The 18,388-nt window shown below is 69.9% G+C and carries 18 protein-coding genes; 10 read left to right on the forward strand and 8 right to left on the reverse strand.

All coding sequences use genetic code 11. From position 1 onward, the window contains the following. Position 1 precedes the first annotated feature (1 nt). The 6 genes from CLV67_RS23480 to CLV67_RS23505 are packed head-to-tail and all read left to right on the forward strand — an operon-like array spanning position 2 to position 5,618. Complete coding sequence (locus CLV67_RS23480) at positions 2-865, forward strand: ABC transporter permease (protein ID WP_106321847.1); 864 nt, start codon at positions 2-4, stop codon at positions 863-865. Further along, a complete protein-coding gene (locus CLV67_RS23485) occupies positions 843-1,631 on the forward strand; it encodes an ABC transporter ATP-binding protein (protein WP_106321849.1) in 789 nt (262 codons plus the stop codon). The genes CLV67_RS23480 and CLV67_RS23485 overlap by 23 nt, the downstream gene beginning before the upstream one ends. Then, positions 1,618-2,412 carry an ABC transporter ATP-binding protein gene (locus CLV67_RS23490; protein WP_106321851.1) on the forward strand — a complete coding sequence of 265 codons (795 nt, stop codon included), beginning with the start codon at positions 1,618-1,620 and terminating at the stop codon, positions 2,410-2,412. The genes CLV67_RS23485 and CLV67_RS23490 overlap by 14 nt, the downstream gene beginning before the upstream one ends. After that, the gene (locus tag CLV67_RS23495; protein WP_106321853.1) at positions 2,409-3,731 is read left to right on the forward strand and encodes an NtaA/DmoA family FMN-dependent monooxygenase; all 1,323 of its coding nucleotides are present in this window, start codon (positions 2,409-2,411) and stop codon (positions 3,729-3,731) included. The genes CLV67_RS23490 and CLV67_RS23495 overlap by 4 nt, the downstream gene beginning before the upstream one ends. Then, the gene (locus tag CLV67_RS23500; protein WP_203737214.1) at positions 3,728-4,849 is read left to right on the forward strand and encodes an LLM class flavin-dependent oxidoreductase; all 1,122 of its coding nucleotides are present in this window, start codon (positions 3,728-3,730) and stop codon (positions 4,847-4,849) included. The genes CLV67_RS23495 and CLV67_RS23500 overlap by 4 nt, the downstream gene beginning before the upstream one ends. A gap of 1 nt (position 4,850) precedes the next feature. Then, entirely contained in the window at positions 4,851-5,618 is a 768-nt protein-coding gene (locus tag CLV67_RS23505; protein WP_106321857.1) for an alpha/beta fold hydrolase, read from the forward strand. A gap of 86 nt (positions 5,619-5,704) precedes the next feature. Here CLV67_RS23505 and CLV67_RS23510 read toward each other — a convergent pair whose 3' ends face one another. The 6 genes from CLV67_RS23510 to CLV67_RS23535 form a co-directional block, all read right to left on the reverse strand. Then, positions 5,705-6,463, reverse strand: a complete 759-nt coding sequence (locus CLV67_RS23510; RefSeq protein ID WP_106321859.1) for a sulfite exporter TauE/SafE family protein — start codon at positions 6,461-6,463, stop codon at positions 5,705-5,707. Positions 6,464-6,474: 11 nt separating this feature from the next. Then, positions 6,475-7,980 carry an aldehyde dehydrogenase (NADP(+)) gene (locus CLV67_RS23515; protein ID WP_106321861.1) on the reverse strand — a complete coding sequence of 502 codons (1,506 nt, stop codon included), beginning with the start codon at positions 7,978-7,980 and terminating at the stop codon, positions 6,475-6,477. 55 nt (positions 7,981-8,035) lie between these two features. Beyond that, positions 8,036-9,163: an L-talarate/galactarate dehydratase gene (locus CLV67_RS23520; RefSeq protein WP_106321863.1), complete on the reverse strand. Its 1,128-nt coding sequence runs from the start codon at positions 9,161-9,163 to the stop codon at positions 8,036-8,038. A 3-nt stretch (positions 9,164-9,166) separates the two neighbouring features. Further along, positions 9,167-10,489 (reverse strand): enolase C-terminal domain-like protein, encoded by a 1,323-nt coding sequence (locus CLV67_RS23525; protein WP_106321865.1) that lies wholly within the window; start codon positions 10,487-10,489, stop codon positions 9,167-9,169. Further along, positions 10,486-11,403: a 5-dehydro-4-deoxyglucarate dehydratase gene (gene kdgD, locus CLV67_RS23530; protein WP_106321867.1), complete on the reverse strand. Its 918-nt coding sequence runs from the start codon at positions 11,401-11,403 to the stop codon at positions 10,486-10,488. The genes CLV67_RS23525 and kdgD overlap by 4 nt, the downstream gene beginning before the upstream one ends. A 63-nt stretch (positions 11,404-11,466) precedes the next feature. Beyond that, a complete protein-coding gene (locus CLV67_RS23535) occupies positions 11,467-12,354 on the reverse strand; it encodes a LysR family transcriptional regulator (protein ID WP_106321869.1) in 888 nt (295 codons plus the stop codon). 104 nt (positions 12,355-12,458) lie between these two features. Between CLV67_RS23535 and CLV67_RS23540 the strand changes: the two genes are divergently transcribed. The 4 genes from CLV67_RS23540 to CLV67_RS23555 are packed head-to-tail and all read left to right on the forward strand — an operon-like array spanning position 12,459 to position 16,073. Next, positions 12,459-13,448 carry a tripartite tricarboxylate transporter substrate binding protein gene (locus tag CLV67_RS23540; RefSeq protein ID WP_106321871.1) on the forward strand — a complete coding sequence of 330 codons (990 nt, stop codon included), beginning with the start codon at positions 12,459-12,461 and terminating at the stop codon, positions 13,446-13,448. After that, the gene (locus tag CLV67_RS23545; RefSeq protein ID WP_106321873.1) at positions 13,445-13,897 is read left to right on the forward strand and encodes a tripartite tricarboxylate transporter TctB family protein; all 453 of its coding nucleotides are present in this window, start codon (positions 13,445-13,447) and stop codon (positions 13,895-13,897) included. Before CLV67_RS23540 ends, CLV67_RS23545 begins: the two co-directional genes overlap by 4 nt. A gap of 17 nt (positions 13,898-13,914) precedes the next feature. Then, positions 13,915-15,678: a tripartite tricarboxylate transporter permease gene (locus CLV67_RS23550; protein WP_106321875.1), complete on the forward strand. Its 1,764-nt coding sequence runs from the start codon at positions 13,915-13,917 to the stop codon at positions 15,676-15,678. Further along, positions 15,675-16,073, forward strand: a complete 399-nt coding sequence (locus tag CLV67_RS23555; protein WP_106321877.1) for a universal stress protein — start codon at positions 15,675-15,677, stop codon at positions 16,071-16,073. Before CLV67_RS23550 ends, CLV67_RS23555 begins: the two co-directional genes overlap by 4 nt. Before the next feature lie 381 nt (positions 16,074-16,454). On the opposite strand, the gene rfbD is transcribed toward CLV67_RS23555, so the two are convergent. After that, on the reverse strand, positions 16,455-17,300 hold the full coding sequence (gene rfbD, locus CLV67_RS23560) for a dTDP-4-dehydrorhamnose reductase (RefSeq protein ID WP_239166466.1): 846 nt from the start codon (positions 17,298-17,300) through the stop codon (positions 16,455-16,457). Positions 17,301-17,386: 86 nt separating this feature from the next. Beyond that, on the reverse strand, positions 17,387-18,364 hold the full coding sequence (gene rfbB / locus CLV67_RS23565; protein WP_106321880.1) for a dTDP-glucose 4,6-dehydratase: 978 nt from the start codon (positions 18,362-18,364) through the stop codon (positions 17,387-17,389). Between the last annotated feature and the right edge of the window lie 24 nt (positions 18,365-18,388).

Genomic DNA, 18,388 nt, shown 5'->3' on the forward strand with positions numbered 1-18,388 from the left:
CATGTTCCGCCGGATCCTCACACTGCCGACGGGCCGCATCGCGGTCGGCATAATCGCCTTCATCGCGCTGCTGGCGGTGGCCGGGCCGTTCCTCGCCCCGTACGACCCGCTCGAAGGCGGCGCCGAGATCCTCGCCGGACCGTCCGGCGCGCACTGGCTCGGCACCGACTACCTGGGCCGCGACGTGCTCAGCCGGCTGCTCGACGGCTCCCGGGTCAGCGTCCTCGGCTCGATCCAGGTGTCGCTGGTCGCCCTGGTCGCCGGGGTGATCCCGGGCATCCTGTCGGTCTACCTCGGCTCGGTCTTCGAATGGGTCACGCTGCGGCTGGCCGACACCCTGATCGCGTTGCCGTTCCTGGTCTTCGCGGTCGCCGTGACCGCCCTGCTCGGCAACGGCATCCCGCAGGCCATGTTCACCGTCGGCATCATGATCTCGCCGCTGTTCTTCCGGGTGTCGCGGGCCGCGACGCTGTCGGTGGCCCGCTCGCAGTACGTCGAGGCGGCGCTGATCTCCGGCGCCTCGGTCGGCTGGGTGGTCCGCAAGCACGTGTGGGTCAAGGTGCTGCCGCCGATCGCGGTGGCCCTGGCCAACACGGCCGGCATCGGCTTCGTCGTGGTATCGAGCCTGACCTTCCTCGGCATCGGCGTGCAGCCGCCCGCGCCGACCTGGGGCGGTGTGCTCGCCGCCGACCTCGGCTACCTCAGCTTCCGGCCGTGGGCGCCACTCGTACCCACCTTCTTGATCATGGCCACCGTCTGGGCCTGCAACCTGCTCGCCGACGCCATCCGGGACGTGTCAGGCGAAGCCGGGCGGGCGCTCCTGCTGAATCGGGGGAGGGGACATGTCCCTGCTCGCACTGCGTGACGTCAAGATCGCCTACGACCGCGAGATCGTCCATGGGGTCTCCTTCACCCTCGAGCCCGGAGCGGTCGTCGGCATCGTCGGCGAGTCCGGCAGCGGCAAGACCCTGACCTGTCGCGCCGCCCTCGGCATCCTGCCCGAGCACTTCCGGATCTCCGGCGGCAGTATCGAGCTGGACGGCCACGACGTGGCGTCGCTGACGCCGAAGCAGTGGACCGCGCTGCGTGGCTCCACGATCAGCGCGGTCTTCCAGGACCCGGCCTCCTACCTCAACCCTTCGCTCACCATCGGATCCCAGGTCGCCGAGGTCGTCCGGGTCAAGCTGGGCCTCGGCCGCCGCGCTGCTCGCTTGCGTGCAGTCGAGCTGCTGGCGTCAGTGCGTCTGCCGGCAGCCGTCTACAAGCAGTACCCGCACGAACTCTCCGGCGGCATGCTGCAGCGCTCGCTGATCGCCGCCGCCATCGCCGCGCAGCCGAAGGTGCTGATCGCCGACGAGGCGACCACCGCACTCGACGTCACCGTGCAGGCCGAGATCCTCGACCTGCTCGCCGAACTGCGCGAATCCACCGGCCTCGCCCTCGTGGTGGTGTCGCACGACCTCGCCGTGGTCGCCCAGTTCTGCGACGAGGTGCTGGTCATGCGTGACGGCACGGTGGTCGAGCAGGGACCGGTCGAGAAGATTCTCTACCAGCCGGAACACGAGTACACGCGCCTGCTCATCGAGGAGCACGAGTCCTACGGGTTGGAGCGCTACCTTGTCACTTCTTGAGATCACCGACCTCGACGTGCACTACCGCCGCCGCACCGGCCGCCTGCACGTCCTGCGATCCGTCTCGCTGTCGCTCTCACCGGGTGAGACGGTCGGCGTCATCGGCGAGACCGGCTCCGGCAAGTCCACGCTGGCCCGCACGATCCTCGGCCTGGTCAAGGCCTCCGCCGGCCGGATCGCGATCGACGGGACCGACGTGGCCTCGCTCAAGCCCCGCCAGTGGCGCGAACTGCGCCGCCGCGGCGTCGTCCAGTACGTCTTCCAGGACCCGCTGCGCAGCCTCGACCCCGACCTGACGGTCCTCGACTCCCTGGCCGAGCCGCTGCGCATCCAGGGCGCCGCCGGCATCAGGGACAAGATCCTCAAGATCCTTGCGCGGGTACGGCTGGACGAGGCCCTTCTCGACCGGCTCCCCGGCGAGCTCTCCGGTGGTCAGCGGCAGCGCGTGGCGGTGGCCCGTGCGCTGATCACCGAACCCAGGCTCGTCCTGCTCGACGAACCGGTCAGCGCCCTCGACTCGGCGAACCGGGTGCAGGTCCTGGAACTGCTCAAGGAACTCCGGGACGCCGGCACCGCGCTGCTGTTCATCTCGCACGACCTCGGCTCGGTCGCCGGGATCGCCGACCGGATCGCGGTCCTGTACGAGGGCGAGATCGTCGAGGACCGGCCGTCCGCCGACGTCATCAACGCGCCCGTTCACCCGTACACCCGCAAGCTCATCCGCTCCGTGCCGACCCTGCGTCGCGCCGATCGCCGCACACCCGAAGGGATTCCCGCATGACCCGGCAGATCCGGCTGGCCCTCCGCGCCTACGGCGTCGGCGGGCCCGGGCAGCACAGCCTTTGGAAGGACCCGCGGGTCCCGAAGAACGCCAGCATCGACATCGACTGGTACATCGCCCAGGCGCAGGCGGCCGAACACGCGAAGTTCGACGCCCTGTTCATCGTCGACAGCCAGTTCATCGACGCTACCTACCCGCCGCACTACCTCAACCGGCTCGAACCGCTGACCCTGCTGTCCGCGGTCGCCACCCACACCCGGCACATCGGTCTCGTCGGCACGCTGAGTTCCACCTACAACTCGCCGTTCAACGTGGCCCGCCGGTTCGCGTCACTCGACCACATCAGCCACGGCCGGGCCGGCTGGAACGTCGTGACCAGCCTCGACTCCGGAACCTCCCGCAACTACGGACTCGACGAGCACCTCGACTACACCACCCGGTACGGCCGGGCGCTCGAACACGTGCAGGTCGTCCGGGGGCTGTGGGACTCGTACGAGGACGACGCGTTCCCCGCCGACGTCGACCGCGACGTGTTCGTCGAACCGTCGAAACTGCACGCCCTCAACCACGAGGGCTCATATTTCAAGGTCGCCGGCCCGCTGAACCTGTCCCGGTCGCCGCAGGGCCAGCCGGTGATCTTCCAGGCCGGCGTCTCCGAGGAGGGCCGCAACCTGGCCGCGCACGTCGCCGAGGGCATCTACGCGCCCGGCGGGACGCTCGAGTCGGTCCGCGCCTACTACGCCGACATCAAGCGGCGGGCTCTTTCACTCGGGCGCGACCCGAACCACGTGGTGATCTTCCTGGGCGCGCAGCCGGTCGTCGCCGCGACCGACGAGGAGGCGCACCGGTTGTCCCGGGACATCTACGAGGCCGACAACGACTTCACCCGCAAGCTCGCCCAGTTCGGCCGCTCGTTCGGTGCGCACGACTTCTCGCGGTACGACCTGGACGCGCCCTTCCCGGACGTGGCCCACCTCGCCGAGAAGAGCGGGCGCACCCGGGGCACCGCCATCATCGAGCGGGCGAAGTCCGAGAACCTGTCCCTGCGCGAGACCGTGCTGGCGTTCAGCCAGTACCAGCCGTCCCCGTTCACCGGCGCGCCCGAGACCGTCGCGCAGGCCATCGCCGACTGGTTCGAGGCAGAGGCGTTCGACGGGCTCAACGTCGGATTCCGCACCAACGAGGACCTGTCCCGCTTCGTCGCCGACGTGGTGCCGTTGCTGCAGAAACAGGGCCTGTTCCGCACCGAGTACGAGCACGACACCCTGCGCGGCCACCTCGGCCTGCCGATCCCCGCCAACCGATGGGCCGCCTCATGACATTCCGCCTCGGGTTCCTCACCCACGTCCAGGGCAACGGGCCGCTGGCCGAGACCTACCGCCGGGCACAGGAGCTGTTCGTGGTCGCCGACGAACTCGGCTTCGACGTCGGCTGGGTGGCCCAGCACCACATCCCGCTGCACGGCGGCGGCCTGTCGTCGCCGTGGCCGTTCCTGGCGCACGCGGCTGCGCGTACCAAGAGAATCCGCCTCTCCACCGCCATCACCATCCTGCCGCTGGAGAACCCGGTCCGTGTCGCCGAGGACGTCGCCGTCGTGAACACGCTCAGTGGCGGCCGCGTGGAGATCGGCATCGGCAGCGGCTCCGGCCCCGTCGAATACGCCGCCCTCGGCGCCGACTTCGCCCTGCGCCGGGAAACCACCACCTCGAAGTTCGACGTGCTCCGCCGCGCCCTGCAGAACGAGGAGGTCGGCACGCCCGGCTTCACCGTCCAGCCGCCGCTCACCGACGACTTCACCGACCGTGTCTGGCAGGCCGTGTTCAGCGGCACCGGTGCCCGTTACGCCGCCGAGGCCGGAGCGAACCTGCTGCTCAACCGGGCAACCTACGGCTACACCGAGAACACCGACGTGATCCAGCGGGCGTGGGCCGACGAGTTCCTGGCGGCGTGGAACCAGCCCCGCACGCCCCGCATCGGCCTCTCGCGGTTCGTGTTCCCGGCCGCCGACCGCAGGACCGCCCTGGCCCAGATCGAGGACGGCGTACAGCGGGCAGCCCGTAACTTCGTCGACCGGGGCACGTTCCCGGCGGGCCAGAGCCTCGACGAGTACCTGCGCCGGTTCCATGCCTTCTACGGCCACCCCGACGAGATCGTCGCTGCCTTCCAGCAGGAGAAGGTCCTGCCGGTGGCCACCGACCTGATCACCCAGTTCAACCCTGGTGTCCCTGACTTCGACGCGGCTGTCCGGGCCCTCGAACTGATCGCCACCGAGGTGGCGCCGGCCCTCGGCTGGAAGCCGGCCTCCAGCCTGGCCACCGCCTCCGCCTCGGCCACGGCTCCCGCCTCGGCCACGGCTCCCGCCTCGGCCACGGCTCCCGCCTCGGCCACGGTTTCTGCCTCGACCACGGCTTCCCCCTCGACCTTCACGGCGGCATGACATGACCGAACACCTTCCCCCGGCCGGCCTCAACATCCGGGGCACCGTCGTGGTCGTTCCCGGCCGCGGTGAGAGCCCGCTCAGCTACGCCCGGCTGGGCCGCCGGTTGGCCGCAGACGCCTACCACGTGCGCGTCCTGCCGCCGCCCGTGATCATCGCCGGCGATCTGGAGGGAACCTTGGCCGGATTCGAGGCTTCCCTCACGGCCGCGGTCCACGACCCTTCCACTGCCGTGGTAGGCCCACTCGTGCTCACCGGCAGCGATACCGGAGCCGCGCTGCTCGCCGCCCTTCTCTCCAGCACCTTCGAAGGGCGTGACGATCGGACGTGGCTGCCCGACGCGGTGGTGCTGGCCGGGCTGCCCGGACACGACCGGCGTCACGAGGGTGAGTGGGAGGACGAACTGAACGTCCGCTCGCACTGCCCCGTACATCGGGGTGTCCTCAGCGACGACGCCGCCGTCATACCCGGCACCCTCGCCGACGCGGCACCGTCCGACTTGCTGGACGCCGCCTACGCGAGCGCGTCGCTCATACCCCACCTCCTCCTGATAGGCGATGCCGATCCGATCGCCGACCGAGACGCCTTGGCCGGCCTCACGAAGTCCCTGACCACGGCCCGTCTGGCCACCGTCCGCGGCGCCCACCACGACGTACTCAACGACGTCTCACACCGCTCCGTAGCCGCCGAAATCGTCTCCTTCCTGGAGGCCGTCCGGGACGGAGTCCCGCCGCGCCCCTTCGTAAGCGCCGAATCCAGCGCCTGGTAACCCGCCCCGCCACGGAGACCGGCCCGCCGGGGCCGGTCTCCATCCCCTCCCGCCGTGCGTGTCCCACCGCCGTTCCGGCTGGGCGGTCAGGTGGTGACGGCGTCGTGCCAGAGGTAGCCGGCCAGGCCCAGGGCGGCGATGGCGATGACGAAGCGCAGTGGTCGTTCCGGGGTACGGCGAACCAGAGCCGGACCGATCCAGCTGCCGATCAGGCAACCGACGCCCAGTATTGCCGCGGCGGTCCAGTGAACCGGCGCGATCACGGCGTATAGAACCGCGGCTGCGGCGTTCGACGCGCCCAGGACGACGCTTTTCACGGCGTTGGTCACGGCGAGCGGCTCCACCACCGACATCGACATCACCGCGAGCATGAGGACACCCGCCGCCGCGCCGAAGTAGCCGCCGTAGATGCCGATCAGGAAGATCGCCAGACCCAGAGGCGGCTGCGCGAACCGGGCTTTCGGCTTCGTGTACCAGCCACGAAGCTGATCACGGAAGAGCAGCACGGCCGCGGCCAGCGCGATCAGCGCCGGCACGATCAGCTCGAACACCGCCGACGTTGTGTTCAGCAGCAGAACCGCACCGGTGGTCCCACCGAGCAGCGCGAACAGACTCTGCCGCAGGATCCGGCGCCCCTGCCCTCGCAGCTCGAGCCGCGACCCGGCGGCCGACCCGGCCCCGCTGGCCAGCAACCCCACCGAGTTCGTCACGTTGGCGGCGATCGGCGGAAGCCCCACGGCCAGCAGAGTCGGATAGCTGATGAGCGACGCAAGGCCGGCCATCGACCCGGTCAGGCCGGATCCCACACCCCCGGCGACGAGCAGAGCCGCTTGATCCAGTTGCACCCCTAGATTTTCTAGTGCAACACCCCGTCGACCCGGCGTGGGACCCTGTCGAATTCGTCACGCAGTTCCGCCGGGAGCAGCTCAGCCGGTGCGTTCTGCCAGGTCACCGGTCGCAGGAACCGGCGGATGGCGGTGGTGCCCACCGAGGTGTGCTGGGTGTTGGTCGCCGGCCATGGCCCGCCGTGGTGCTGGGCCCAGGCGACGGCGACGCCGGTGGGGTAGCCGTCGTAGACCAGCCGCCCGGTGTGTGGCCGGAAACGACGGGTCAGCTCGGCGGGCAGCACCGTCTCACCCGGTCCACGATGCACGGTGGCGGTCAGCGAAGGCGGCAGCCGGTCGACGGCGGCGAACAGTTCCGCCTCATCCGACCAGCGCGCCACGACGGTGACGGGGCCGAAGCACTCCTCGGTCGCCTCCGGTGGCAGCTCACCCGCGGTCGCGAGGAACACCTGAGGTGTGGCGCGGCCCGGCTGTGCCACCGTCCCGGTTGTCTGTGGGCCTGTTTCGGCCGCTGTCGCGGCGCGTAGTGCGGTGGTGCCCTGTTCGTAGGCGGCGGCGATGCCGGCGTTGAGCATCGTCATCGGCTCCAGACCGGCGATCGCGTCCTGGATGGCGGTGACCACGCGGTCGCCGTCCGGTCCGGTGGGCACGAACAGCAGGCCGGGCTTCGTGCAGAACTGGCCGGCGCCGAGCGTGAACGATGCCGCGAAGTCGGCACCGATGCTCTCGGCGCGGTCGGCTGCGGCCCCGGGCGTCACGACGACCGGGTTGAGGCTGCTCAGCTCGCCATAGAAGGGGATCGGCTCGGGGCGCTTCTCGATGATCGCCAGCAGGGCGCGGGCACCGTTGACGGAACCGGTGAAACCGACCGCGCGGATCGCCGGATGGGCGACCAGGTCGGCGCCGGCCTGGAGACCATGCACGATGCCGAAGGTGCCGGCGGGTGCACCGGACTTCTGTGCGGCCTCGGCCAGAATCTCGTAGCAGAGCTGCGACGTCGCCGGATGTGAATGGTGGGCCTTCAGGACGACGGGGCTGCCGGCGGCGATGGCGGAGGCGGTGTCGCCGCCGGGTACCGAGAAGGCGAGCGGGAAGTTGCTGGCGCCGAAGACGGCTACCGGGCCGATCGGCACGAGCATCCGGCGCAGATCGGGACGCGGACCCATCGGGGTGTCCCCGGCGTGGTCGATCGTCGCTTCCAGATAGCCGCCGTCGCGCAGTACCTCGCCGAAGAGCCGCAGCTGGTAGCAGGTGCGCGTCAGCTCGCCGTTGAGCCGGGCGGTGCCGAGCGCGGTCTCCCGGTCGGCGACCTCGACGATCCGTTCCCGGTCGGCCTCCAGCGCCGCGGCCAGGTCGTCGAGCAGCGCCGCGCGCCCGGCCCTGCCGAGGTCCTCGAGCGGACCGGCGGCCGCCAGGGCGGTCGAGCAGATCTCGTCCACCCGTTCGGGCGTGGTCTCGTCGGCGACGATCCCGGTCGTCTCACCGGTGCGCGGGTCGATGCTGGGGACGCTCGTCATGCGGTGACCTCCAGGGGGTCGGAGCTGAAGCAGGGTGTGCCCGAGAACGGCCGGTTCATTCCGGGCTTCCGATGTCGGCCCGGTCGACGGTCCACTTGCGGGCCTGGTCGCTGATGGTGACGCCGAGGCCGGGGCGGTCGGAGAGGTGGATGCGGCCGTCGCGGATCTCGAGGCGCTCGTCGAACAGCGGGTGCAGCCAGTCGAAGTGCTCGATCCACGGCTCGTGCGGGTAGGCGGCCGCCAGATGCGCGTGGATCTCCATGGCGAAGTGCGGTGCCATGGTCAGGTTGGCGTGTTCGGCGAGCCCTGCCAGCCGCAGGAACTGGGTGATGCCACCGATCCGGGGCGCGTCCGGCTGGATGATGTCGACGGCGCCGTGCCGGATCAGCTCACGGTGTTCGGCCACGCTCGTCAGCATCTCACCAGAGGCGATGGCCGTGTCGAGACTGCGGGCCAGAGCGGCGTGGCCCTCGGCGTCGTACGCGTCGAGCGGCTCCTCGATCCATACCAGCCCGAACTCCTCCAGCGCACGGCCGACGCGCTGAGCCGTCGGACGGTCCCACTGCTGATTGGCGTCGACCATCAATGGCACCTCGTCGCCGATGTGTTCGCGCACCGCCCGTACCCGCGAAAGGTCTGTCGCAGCCGAAGGATGCCCGACTTTGATCTTGATGCCGCCGATCCCGGCACCGAGCGACCTGGAGGCGTTGTCGAGGATCTGCTCGATCGGCTCGTGCAGAAACCCGCCGGACGTGTCGTAGCAGCGCACCGAGTCACGGTGGGCGCCGAGCAGCTTGGCCAGCGGAAGACCGGCCCGTTTGGCCTTCAGGTCCCACAGCGCGACGTCGATCGCGGCGACGGCCTGCGTGGACGCGCCGCTGCGGCCCACCGAGGCACCGGCCCACACGAGCTTCGTCCAGAGGCGCTGGATGTCGTTCGGATCCTCGCCGATCAGATCGGGGGCGACCTCGCGGGCGTGCGCGAACTGAGCCGGCCCGCCGGCCCGTTTGCTGTAGCTGAAGCCGACACCCTCGTGACCGTCGGCGGTGCGGATCTCGGCGAACAGGAACGCGACCTCGGTCATCGGCCGTTGCCGGCCGGTGAGGACTTTCGCGTCGCTGATCGCGTTCTTCAGCGGCAGAGTGACGGAGGAGAGCGTGAGGCCAGTGATTCGGTCAGACATGGGTCACCGCACCAGACAGGGGCGCTTGGGGTCGAAGCGCCAACCGGGAATGAGGTACTGCATGGCCTCGGCGTCGTCGCGGCCGCCGAGCTGGTGCTCCACGAAGAGCTCGTGGGCGGCGGTGAGCGCCTCGCGGTCGAGCTCGACACCGAGACCGGGCGTGGACGGCACGGCGATCGCGCCGTCACGGATCGGGAACGGCTCGCGGGTGAGCCGCTGGCCGTCCTGCCAGATCCAATGCGTGTCCAGGGCGGTGATCTCACCGGGCGCGGCGGCTCCGACGTGCGTGAACATCGCCAGCGAGATGTCGAAGTGGTTGTTGGAGTGCGAACCCCAGGTGAGCCCGAAGTCGTGGCAGAGCTGCGCGACGCGGACCGAGCCACGCATGGTCCAGAAATGCGGGTCGGCGAGCGGGATGTCGACAGCGCTCGCGCGGACCGCGTGCGCCATCTGCCGCCAGTCGCAGGCGATCATGTTGGTGGCGGTGCGCAGGCCGGTGGCCCGCCGGAACTCGGCCATCGTCTCGCGCCCGGACAGGTCGCCCTCGCCGCCGACCGGGTCCTCGGCGTAGGCGAGCACACCACCCAGATCGCGGCAGAGCGCGATCGCGTCCTTCAGCGGCCAGGCGCCGTTGGGGTCGAGGGTGATGCGGGCCTGCGGGAACCGTTCGGCCAGGGCCCGCACCGCCTCGACCTCCGCCTCCCCGTCGAAGACACCACCCTTGAGCTTGAAGTCGCTGAACCCGTAGCGAGCCTGGGCGGCCTCAGCCAGCGCGACCACCGAGGACGGCGTCAGGGCGGGCAGGCGGCGCAGTTGTTCCCACTCGTCGGCCGGGTGCCGCTCACGCACGTAGGGCAGTGTGGTGCGGGTCGTGTCGCCGACGTAGAAGAGGTAACCGAGCACCGGCACGCTGTCACGCTGCCTGCCCTCGCCGAGCAGTTCGGCGACCGGCACGCCGAGGTGCTGGCCGAGCAGGTCCAGCAGTGCCGACTCCAGAGCCGTCACCGCATGGACGGTGACGCGCAGGTCGTACGTCTGAAGGCCCCGGCCCCGGGAATCCTGGCCCGCATGGACCGCGGCGAAGCTGCGCAGCAGCGAGGCGAATTCCGCGACGGGCCGGCCGAGCAGCAGCTCGTGAGCGGTCTCCAGGGTGCGCCGGATCGCCACGCCCCCGGGTGCCTCGCCCAGGCCGGTGCGGCCCTCGCTGTCGGTGACGACCACGACGGTACGGGTGAAGAACGGCCCGTGTGCGCCGCTGAGATTGAGCAGCATGCTGTCATGGCCGGCCACCGGCACGACTTCGATGCGCTCGATCGTCGGCTTCATGACCGGACCTTGTCGATCAGGCGGGCCAGGTCGGCCCTTTCCTCCGTGGTCAGATCGGTCAGCGGCGGGCGCACCCGGCCGCCGTCGCGCCCGACTGCGGTCAGCCCCGCCTTGATGATCGAGACGGCATAGCCGCGGGCGCGGTCGCGGATGTCGAGGTAGGGGATGACGAAGTCGTTGAGCATGCCGTAGACGGCGGTGCGGTCCTGCGCCCGGACCGCGGAGTAGAACCGCAGGGCGAACTCGGGCACGAAGTTGTAGAGCGCCGAGGAGTAGGTGCTCACCCCGAGTTGCAGCAGCGGCAGCGCGAACGTCTCGGCCGTGGGCAGGCCGCCGACATAGATCAGCCGGTCACCGACCCTGGCGTACGTGCGGGTCATCTGCTCGATGTCGCCGATCCCGTCTTTCAGCCCGATCAGCGTGGGGTTGCGATCGGCCAGCTCGGCGACGGTCACGTCCTCGAGGACCGCGTTGGCCCGGCTGTAGACGATCACCCCCAGCCCGGTGGCCCGGCAGACCGCCTCGACGTGCGCGATCAGGCCTGCCTGGCTCGCCTCGGTCAGGTAGGGCGGGAACAGCAGGATCCCGGCGGCGCCGGCCGTCTCGGCCGCCTGCGCCTGGGCGATCGCCTGTGCGGTGCCGCCGGTGGCCGGGGCGACCACCGGCACCAGCGTGCCGACCTCGTCGACGGCTGCACGCACCACGGTGTCGATCTCGGCGCTGGTCAGTGAGAAGCCCTCGCCGGTGCCGCCGGCGGCGAACAGGCCGGCGACGCCGTGGCTCGCCTGCCACGCGAGGTGTTCGCGGTAGCGCGGCTCGTCGAAGGCGAGGTTGTCGTCGAAGTGGGTCACGGGAAAGGAGAGGAGGCCCGAGGCGAGCCGGGCGGCCAGTTCGAGAGGGGGGATCCGGTTCACGAGGCAACCGTAGGAAGCGACGGTGATGCCTGTCCAAGAGTGTTTCGGCATCGGTTGATACCGTCAGCGCATCATGAAACTGAGGGCCGAGATCGCCCGGGGCAGCGCCGGATTGTCCGACTTGCGGGGCCAGATCACGTGCAGCTCGACCGGCTCGGGGATCGGTGTGGCGATCCGCAGGTAGGCGACGTTGGGCAGGCCGATCATGCCGGCGGAGTCGGGCACGAAGGCCACGCCGCGACCCCGGGAGACCAGCCACAACATGGTCATCACCTGGCTGACGGTGTGGATGACCCGCTCCTGCGCCAGCGGCACCATGCTGACGACCAGGTCGTAGAAGTACCGGGCCTTCTGCTGCGAGTGGAAGATCAACGGGACGCCGACCAGATCGGCGGGAACCACCGGCCGGCGCAGGTGGGCCAGGGGGTGATCCTCGTGAACCGCGAGGAGCAGGGCTTCCCGGTGCAGCAGGCGGGACTCGAACAGCTCCGGGTCGAAGGGCGGACGCGCCAGCCCCATGTCGATGTCGCCGGCGGTCAGCGCGTCGATCTGCTCGCGGGTGACCATCTCGAACAGCTCGACGTGCACCTCGGGCAGCTCCAGGTTCAGATAATCGAGGATCCGGCCCAGGTGCCCGAACGTCGAGGCCGAGGTGAACCCCAGCTTGATCACTCCGCGCATGCCGGAGGAGACCCGCTGGGCCAGGGCAGGGGCGGCCTCGGCGATCGTGAGGATGCGCCGGGACTCGGCCAGGAACGCGTGCCCGGCAGGGGTGAGCCGGACCCGGCGGTTGTCCCGCTCCAGCAGCTGCACCCCCACGGCTGCCTCCAGTTTCTGGATCTGCCTGCTCAGCGGTGGCTGGGTCATCCGCAGCCGGGCGGCCGCCCGGCCGAAGTGGAGCTCCTCCGCGACAGCGACGAAACCGCGGAGCTGCTCGAGGGAGTAAGTCATGCCGTGAAGGTATCAATCGATGCACTAATTGGCTTGGACATGCATGAACACCCGGCCATACGCTCGCCGCACCAGTGACCCCCCTCACAAGCGGGAGATTCCCGATGAAAATAACGCTCCCCGCACTCGGCCTGGCCGGTCTTCTCCTGCTCACCGGCTGTGGCGGCAACCTCGACTCGGACGGCGACAGCGGCTCCACCGCCGCCTACCCGGAACGAGCCGTCACCCTGCTCGTCGGTCAGGACGCCGGCGGCAGCACCGACCTCATCGGCCGTGCGCTGGCCGACCCCGCGAGCAAGGACCTCGGGCAGCCGATCACCGTCCAGAACAAGCCCGGTGCCAACGGGGCCGTCGCGGCCAAGGAACTCGCCGCTGCCAAGGCCGACGGGTACACGGTCATGGTGTTCGTCGGCTCGCTCGCCTACATCACGCCGCTCGCCGTACCGGCCGACCAGGCCGTCGACATCAACAATTACGAGGTGGTCACCGGGATCTCGCAGGACGACTTCGTCCTGATCGCCAACCCGCAGACCGGCTTCAAGACCGTCCAGGACATCGTCGCGGCCAAGCGGCCGATCAAGTTCGCCACCACCGGCGTCGGCACCGGCAGCCAGCTCACCCAGACCCTGCTGTTCGCCCAGGCCGGGGTCGACGCCACCGCGGTGCCGTTCAACGGCGGCGCACCGGCGCTCACCGCGGTCCTCGGCGGGCAGGTCGACGTCGCGGCGGTGCAACTCGGCGAGGCCAAGGAGCAGATCGAGGCGGGCAAGGCGGTCCCGATCGTCACGTTCGCCACCCAGCGGCCCAGCTACATGCCGGACACCCCGACCGCCACCGAGGCCGGCTTCCAGGTGCCGGTCCAGCAGTCCCGCGCGATCGTCGCGCCGAAGGGCACGCCCAAGGAGGCGGTGGACCGTCTGCGGACCGCCTTCCAGAAGGGCTTCGCCGACCAGGCGTACAAGGACTTCAACACCAAGCGTCTGCTCACCGCCAACGAGGTGGACGGGACAGCCCTGCTCCAGCAGTGGAACGGCTCGCTCCAGACGTACCGTGACCTGGTGGCCCAGCACAAGATCGACCTCACCGCCAAGTGACCACCGAACCCGCTGACGACCGGCCGCCCGCGGCCGGCCCGTCCGCCAACCTGATCGCTGCCGCCGTCGTGGTCCTCCTCGGCGGCGCGGCAATCGCGGGAGCCACCGATCTCGGCTCCGGCCCCGGCACCTGGCCGATGATCGTCGGAGTCGCCCTCGTGGTTCTCGGCCTGGCACTCGCCGTCCAGGCCCGCCGGGCCGAGCCACCCGAGCGGTTCACCCGCAGCAGCCTGCTGGTCGTCGCCGCGGTCGCCAGCATGATCGTCTATGTCGCGGTGATCGCCACCATCGGCTTCGAGATCCCCACATTGCTGCTCGCCTTCGTCTGGCTGAGATTCCTGGGCAAGGAGACCTGGCGTACGTCCATCGCCGTCAGCCTCGGCATCGTCGTCGTCTTCTACGCGCTGTTCGTCGGCGCGCTCGACGTCACCATCCCCCACCTGTTCTGAGTCCCTCGGGAGGACCGTTGTCCGCGGTCATCGACGGCTTCGCGGTCGTCCTCGAGCCGACGAACCTGCTGTACTGCCTCGTCGGCGTCGTCATCGGCATGCTCATCGGCGTCCTGCCCGGCCTCGGTCCGGCCGCCACCATCGCGATCCTGCTGCCCGTCACCTTCGGCATGGAACCGGTCACCGCGGTGATCATGCTGGCCGGCATCTTCTACGGCGCCCAGTACGGCGGCACCATCACCTCGGTCCTGCTGCGCCTGCCCGGCGAGGCGTCCTCGGTCGTCACCGTCTTCGACGGGTACGCCCTCGCCCGCCAGGGCCGGGCCGGCGCGGCCCTCGGCATCGCCGCCATCGGCTCCTTCGTCGGCGGCACCCTCTCGATCGTCGCGCTGACCTTCGTCGCCCCGATCGTCGCCGGGTTCGCCCTCGACTTCGGCCCACCCGAGTACACCCTCCTGGCGCTGCTCGGCATCATGCTGGTCGCCACCATCAGCAGCGGCGGCCGGATCCGCGCGCTCGCCGCCGCAGGGGTCGGCCTGCTGCTGGCCACCGTCGGGCGTGACGACTTCACGAGCGCCGAACGCTTCACCCTCGGCAACCTGTCACTGGCCGACGGCATCGACTTCGTGCCCATCGCGATGGGGCTCTTCGGTCTCGGCGAGATCCTCTACAACCTCGAGGAACGCCACCGGGCCGTGCAGCCGCCCGCCAAGGTCACCGGCGTCTGGCCCAGCCGCGCGGACCTGCGCCAGTCGTCCGGAGCCATCGGCCGCGGCTCGGTCATCGGGTTCGTCCTCGGCATCCTGCCCGGCGGCGGCGCGGTCCTCTCCTCGCTGGCCGCCTACGCCCTGGAGAAACGCCGCTCCAAACATCCGGAACGATTCGGCCAGGGGGCCATCGAAGGCGTCGCCGCACCGGAGACCGCCAACAACGCGGCCACGACCTCCTCGTTCATCCCGCTGCTGTCACTGGGCATCCCCGCCAACGCGACCATGGCCGTCATCTTCGGCGCGCTGCTCATCCAGGGCGTCACCCCGGGCCCACAGCTGGTCACTGAACACCCGGAGCTGTTCTGGGGCGTGGTCAACTCGATGTACATCGGCAACGTCCTGCTGCTGATCATGAGCATCCCGTTGCTCGGCGTGTTCGTCCGGATCCTCCGGGTCCGCGCCACGGTCCTCGCCCCGATCACAGTGCTGATCACCCTGGTCGGCGCTTACACGGTCAACAACAGCGTCTTCGACATCGGACTGGTCATCGGCTTCGGCGTTCTCGGCTATCTGATGAAGAAGGCCGGGTTCGACCCCGGTCCGATGGTGCTCGCGTTCGTCCTGGGCAGCCTGCTCGAGACGTCTCTGCGTCGTTCCCTGCTGCTCTTCGACGGCGACCCGACCGGCTTCGTCACCCGACCCATCTCCGGCACCCTCTTCGCCATGTTCCTCGCCGTCGTTCTCCTGCCGCTGGCCGGGACTCTGCTTCGCCGACGCCGCCCAGCCCCGACTGCGGGAGGCGAGGTTGCCGCCCATCCCGAAGCCGACCGTCCGACGGACACCGCGCAGACCCAGACCGGGTCGATGGAGCCCGGGCCGACGGTGAACGAGTCGGCGGAGAACCGACCTGCGGACAGCCAGCAGATGAAGAGCGGCCTTGTGGCCGGTAAGCCGGTGAGCCAGTCCCCATCGAGCACGGGGCCGGCGGACGCGCAGGTCGGCAGCATGGCCGAACGTCCCGGCGAGTCCCCGAGCCGGAACCCCAACTCCGAGACCAAGGAGCCGGAATGACCGTCCTTGTCGGTTACCTTCCCACGGTAGAGGGCGAGGCCGCCTTCGCTGCCGCTCTCGACGAGGCCGTACGCCGGGCGGAACCCCTGCTACTGATCAACTCGCCACGCAGTGGGGCGCCGGTGAGTGCTGACGCGGCCGCCCCCGCCGAGCTCGCCACTCTCACGAAAAGGGCCTCAGAAGCGGGCGTCGCTCTGGAGATCCGCCAGCCGTCACACACCGGCGAGCTTTCCGAGGCACTGCTCGCCGCCGCCGACGAGGCCGACGCGTCGGTGATCGTCATCGGCCTGCGTCGGCGGAGCCCGGTCGGCAAGCTATTCCTGGGCAGCGCGGCCCAGCAGATTCTCCTCAATGCCACCCGTCCGGTTCTGGCCGTCAAACCCGCCCATCACTGACGACCTGCCCGCCTGAGGCGATTCCCAGGAAGAAGGCAACCGGACAGGCTCCTGAGGGGAAAGCAGGTGGGCGGATACCCGGGAAGAAGGCAACCGGACAGGCTCCTGAGGGGAAAGCAGGTGGGCGGACACCCGGGAAGAAGGCAACCGGACAGGCTCTGAAGGAAAAACAGGTGGGCGGACACCCAGGAAGAGGCAGGTGAACAGGCTCCCGGAGGGAAAGCAGGTAGACGGGCTCCCGGCATGAAGGCAGGCGGGCAGACTCCGGGAAGGGAGGCAGGCAGGTCCGAAGGACAGGCTCGGAAAGGCAGGTGGACAGGAGGGGCGGTTCGGGAACGGAAGCGGCAACGCCGCCCGGAAGGCAGAAAGCAGAGGGACAGCTCAGGGCAGGAAGAGCGGCATGGCTTGGGTCAGCATGCCGCGCCATTCGGGCAGGGGCGCGACCCCGGTGCCCGACCAGCGGCCGTGGCTCAGGATGCTGTAGGCCGGCCGCCGGGCAGGGCGGGGGAAACGGTCGCTCGTGGTCGGGCGGATCCGGTCCGGGTCGAGGCCCGCCTCGATGAAGACCGCACGTGCCAGGCCGAACCAGCTGGTCGAACCGGCCGCGGTGCCGTGGTAGGCGCCGGGCGCCGCGCGGCCGGACAGGGCGGCGTGAGACAGGTCGACCAGCAGCTGGGCCAGGGCGTACGACCAGGTCGGCTGCCCCACCTGGTCGTCGACGACGTCGAGGGTGTCGCGGTCGGCGGCCAGCCGGAGCATGGTGCGCACGAAGTTGGGGCCGTGCTCGCCGTACAGCCACGCGGTTCGCACGACGTAGCCGCCGCTGGACAGCACCGCCCGCTCGCCGATCGCCTTGCCTCGCCCGTAGGCGTTGACCGGGGCGTGCGGATTGTCCTCCGGGTACGGCGAGGTCGCGGCACCGTCGAAGACGTAGTCGGTAGACACGTGGACGAGACGCTTGCCGGCCTCGGCCGCGAGGAGGGCGACGCCGTGACCGTTGATCGCGGTGGCAGCCTCCTCCTCGGTCTCGGCGCTGTCCACATTCGTCCAGGCCGCGGCATTCAGGACGATATCCGCCTCGGCCACCGCGGCGCGGACCTGTGCCTGCGAGGTGATGTCGAGTTCACCGCGGGTGGCCGCGACGACCTCGGTCTCGCCGTGCTCGGCCAGGACCTTGCACAGGTCGCGGCCGAGCATCCCGCCGGCACCCGTGACGAGCCACCGCACCGGCTGCCCCCCACCGCTGAGGGAGACGACGGCGGGGGAGGCGGCGGAGGCCGGAGAGGAGGAGGCGGCGGAAGCCTGAGACGGCATCAGAGACCGGCCCGCGACTTCAGCGGCTCCCACCAGCCGCGGTTGTCGCGGTACCACGCGACGGTCGCGGCGAGGCCGTCCTCGAGCGTCACCTGCGGGGCGTACCCCAGCTCCTGAGAGATCTTGGTGATGTCCAGCGAGTAGCGCCGATCGTGACCCTTGCGGTCCGCGACCTGCCGCACCATGTCCCAGCCGGCGCCGCACGCTTCGAGGAGGCGCTCGGTGAGCTCGCGGTTGGTGAGTTCGGTGCCGCCGCCGATGTTGTAGACCTCGCCGGCCCGGCCTTTCTCCAGGACGAGCTGGATGCCGCGGCAGTGGTCGGAGACGTGCAGCCAGTCGCGGACGTTGCCGCCGTCGCCGTACAGCGGGATGGGCTTGCCGTCGAGGAGGTTGGTCACGAAGAGCGGGATGACCTTCTCCGGGAACTGGTGGTGCCCGTAGTTGTTGGAGCAGCGGGTGACGACGACGTCCATGCCGTGGGTGCGGTGCGCGGCGAGAGCCATCAGATCGCTGCCGGCCTTGGATGCGGCGTACGGCGAGTTGGGCGCCAGCGGCCACGTCTCGTTCCAGGAGCCGGTGTCGATGGAGCCGTACACCTCGTCGGTGGAGACGTGGACGAACCGGCCGACTCCGGCTTCGCGGGACGCGTCGAGGAGGGCCTGGGTGCCGAGAACATTCGTTGTGACGAACGGCATAGCGCCCGAAATAGACCGGTCCACGTGTGATTCGGCGGCGAAATGCACCACCACGTCATGTCCGGGAAGGAGTTCCCGCAAGAGGTCGGAATCGGAAATGTCGCCCTGCACGAATCGCAGTCGGGGATCCGACACGGGAAGGTTTCCACGATTGCCTGAATAGGACAACAGATCCAGAACGGTCACCGAGGCACCGGCCGCACCGGCGTACTCGTCCTGCAAGAGGGCCCTGACGTAGGCCGATCCGATGAAGCCGGCACCACCGGTCACGAAAATCTGCACGGGTGGCGAGTTTAGACGTAGGCG

Source organism: Actinoplanes italicus, assembly GCF_003001815.1.
Taxonomy (GTDB): domain Bacteria; phylum Actinomycetota; class Actinomycetes; order Mycobacteriales; family Micromonosporaceae; genus Actinoplanes; species Actinoplanes italicus.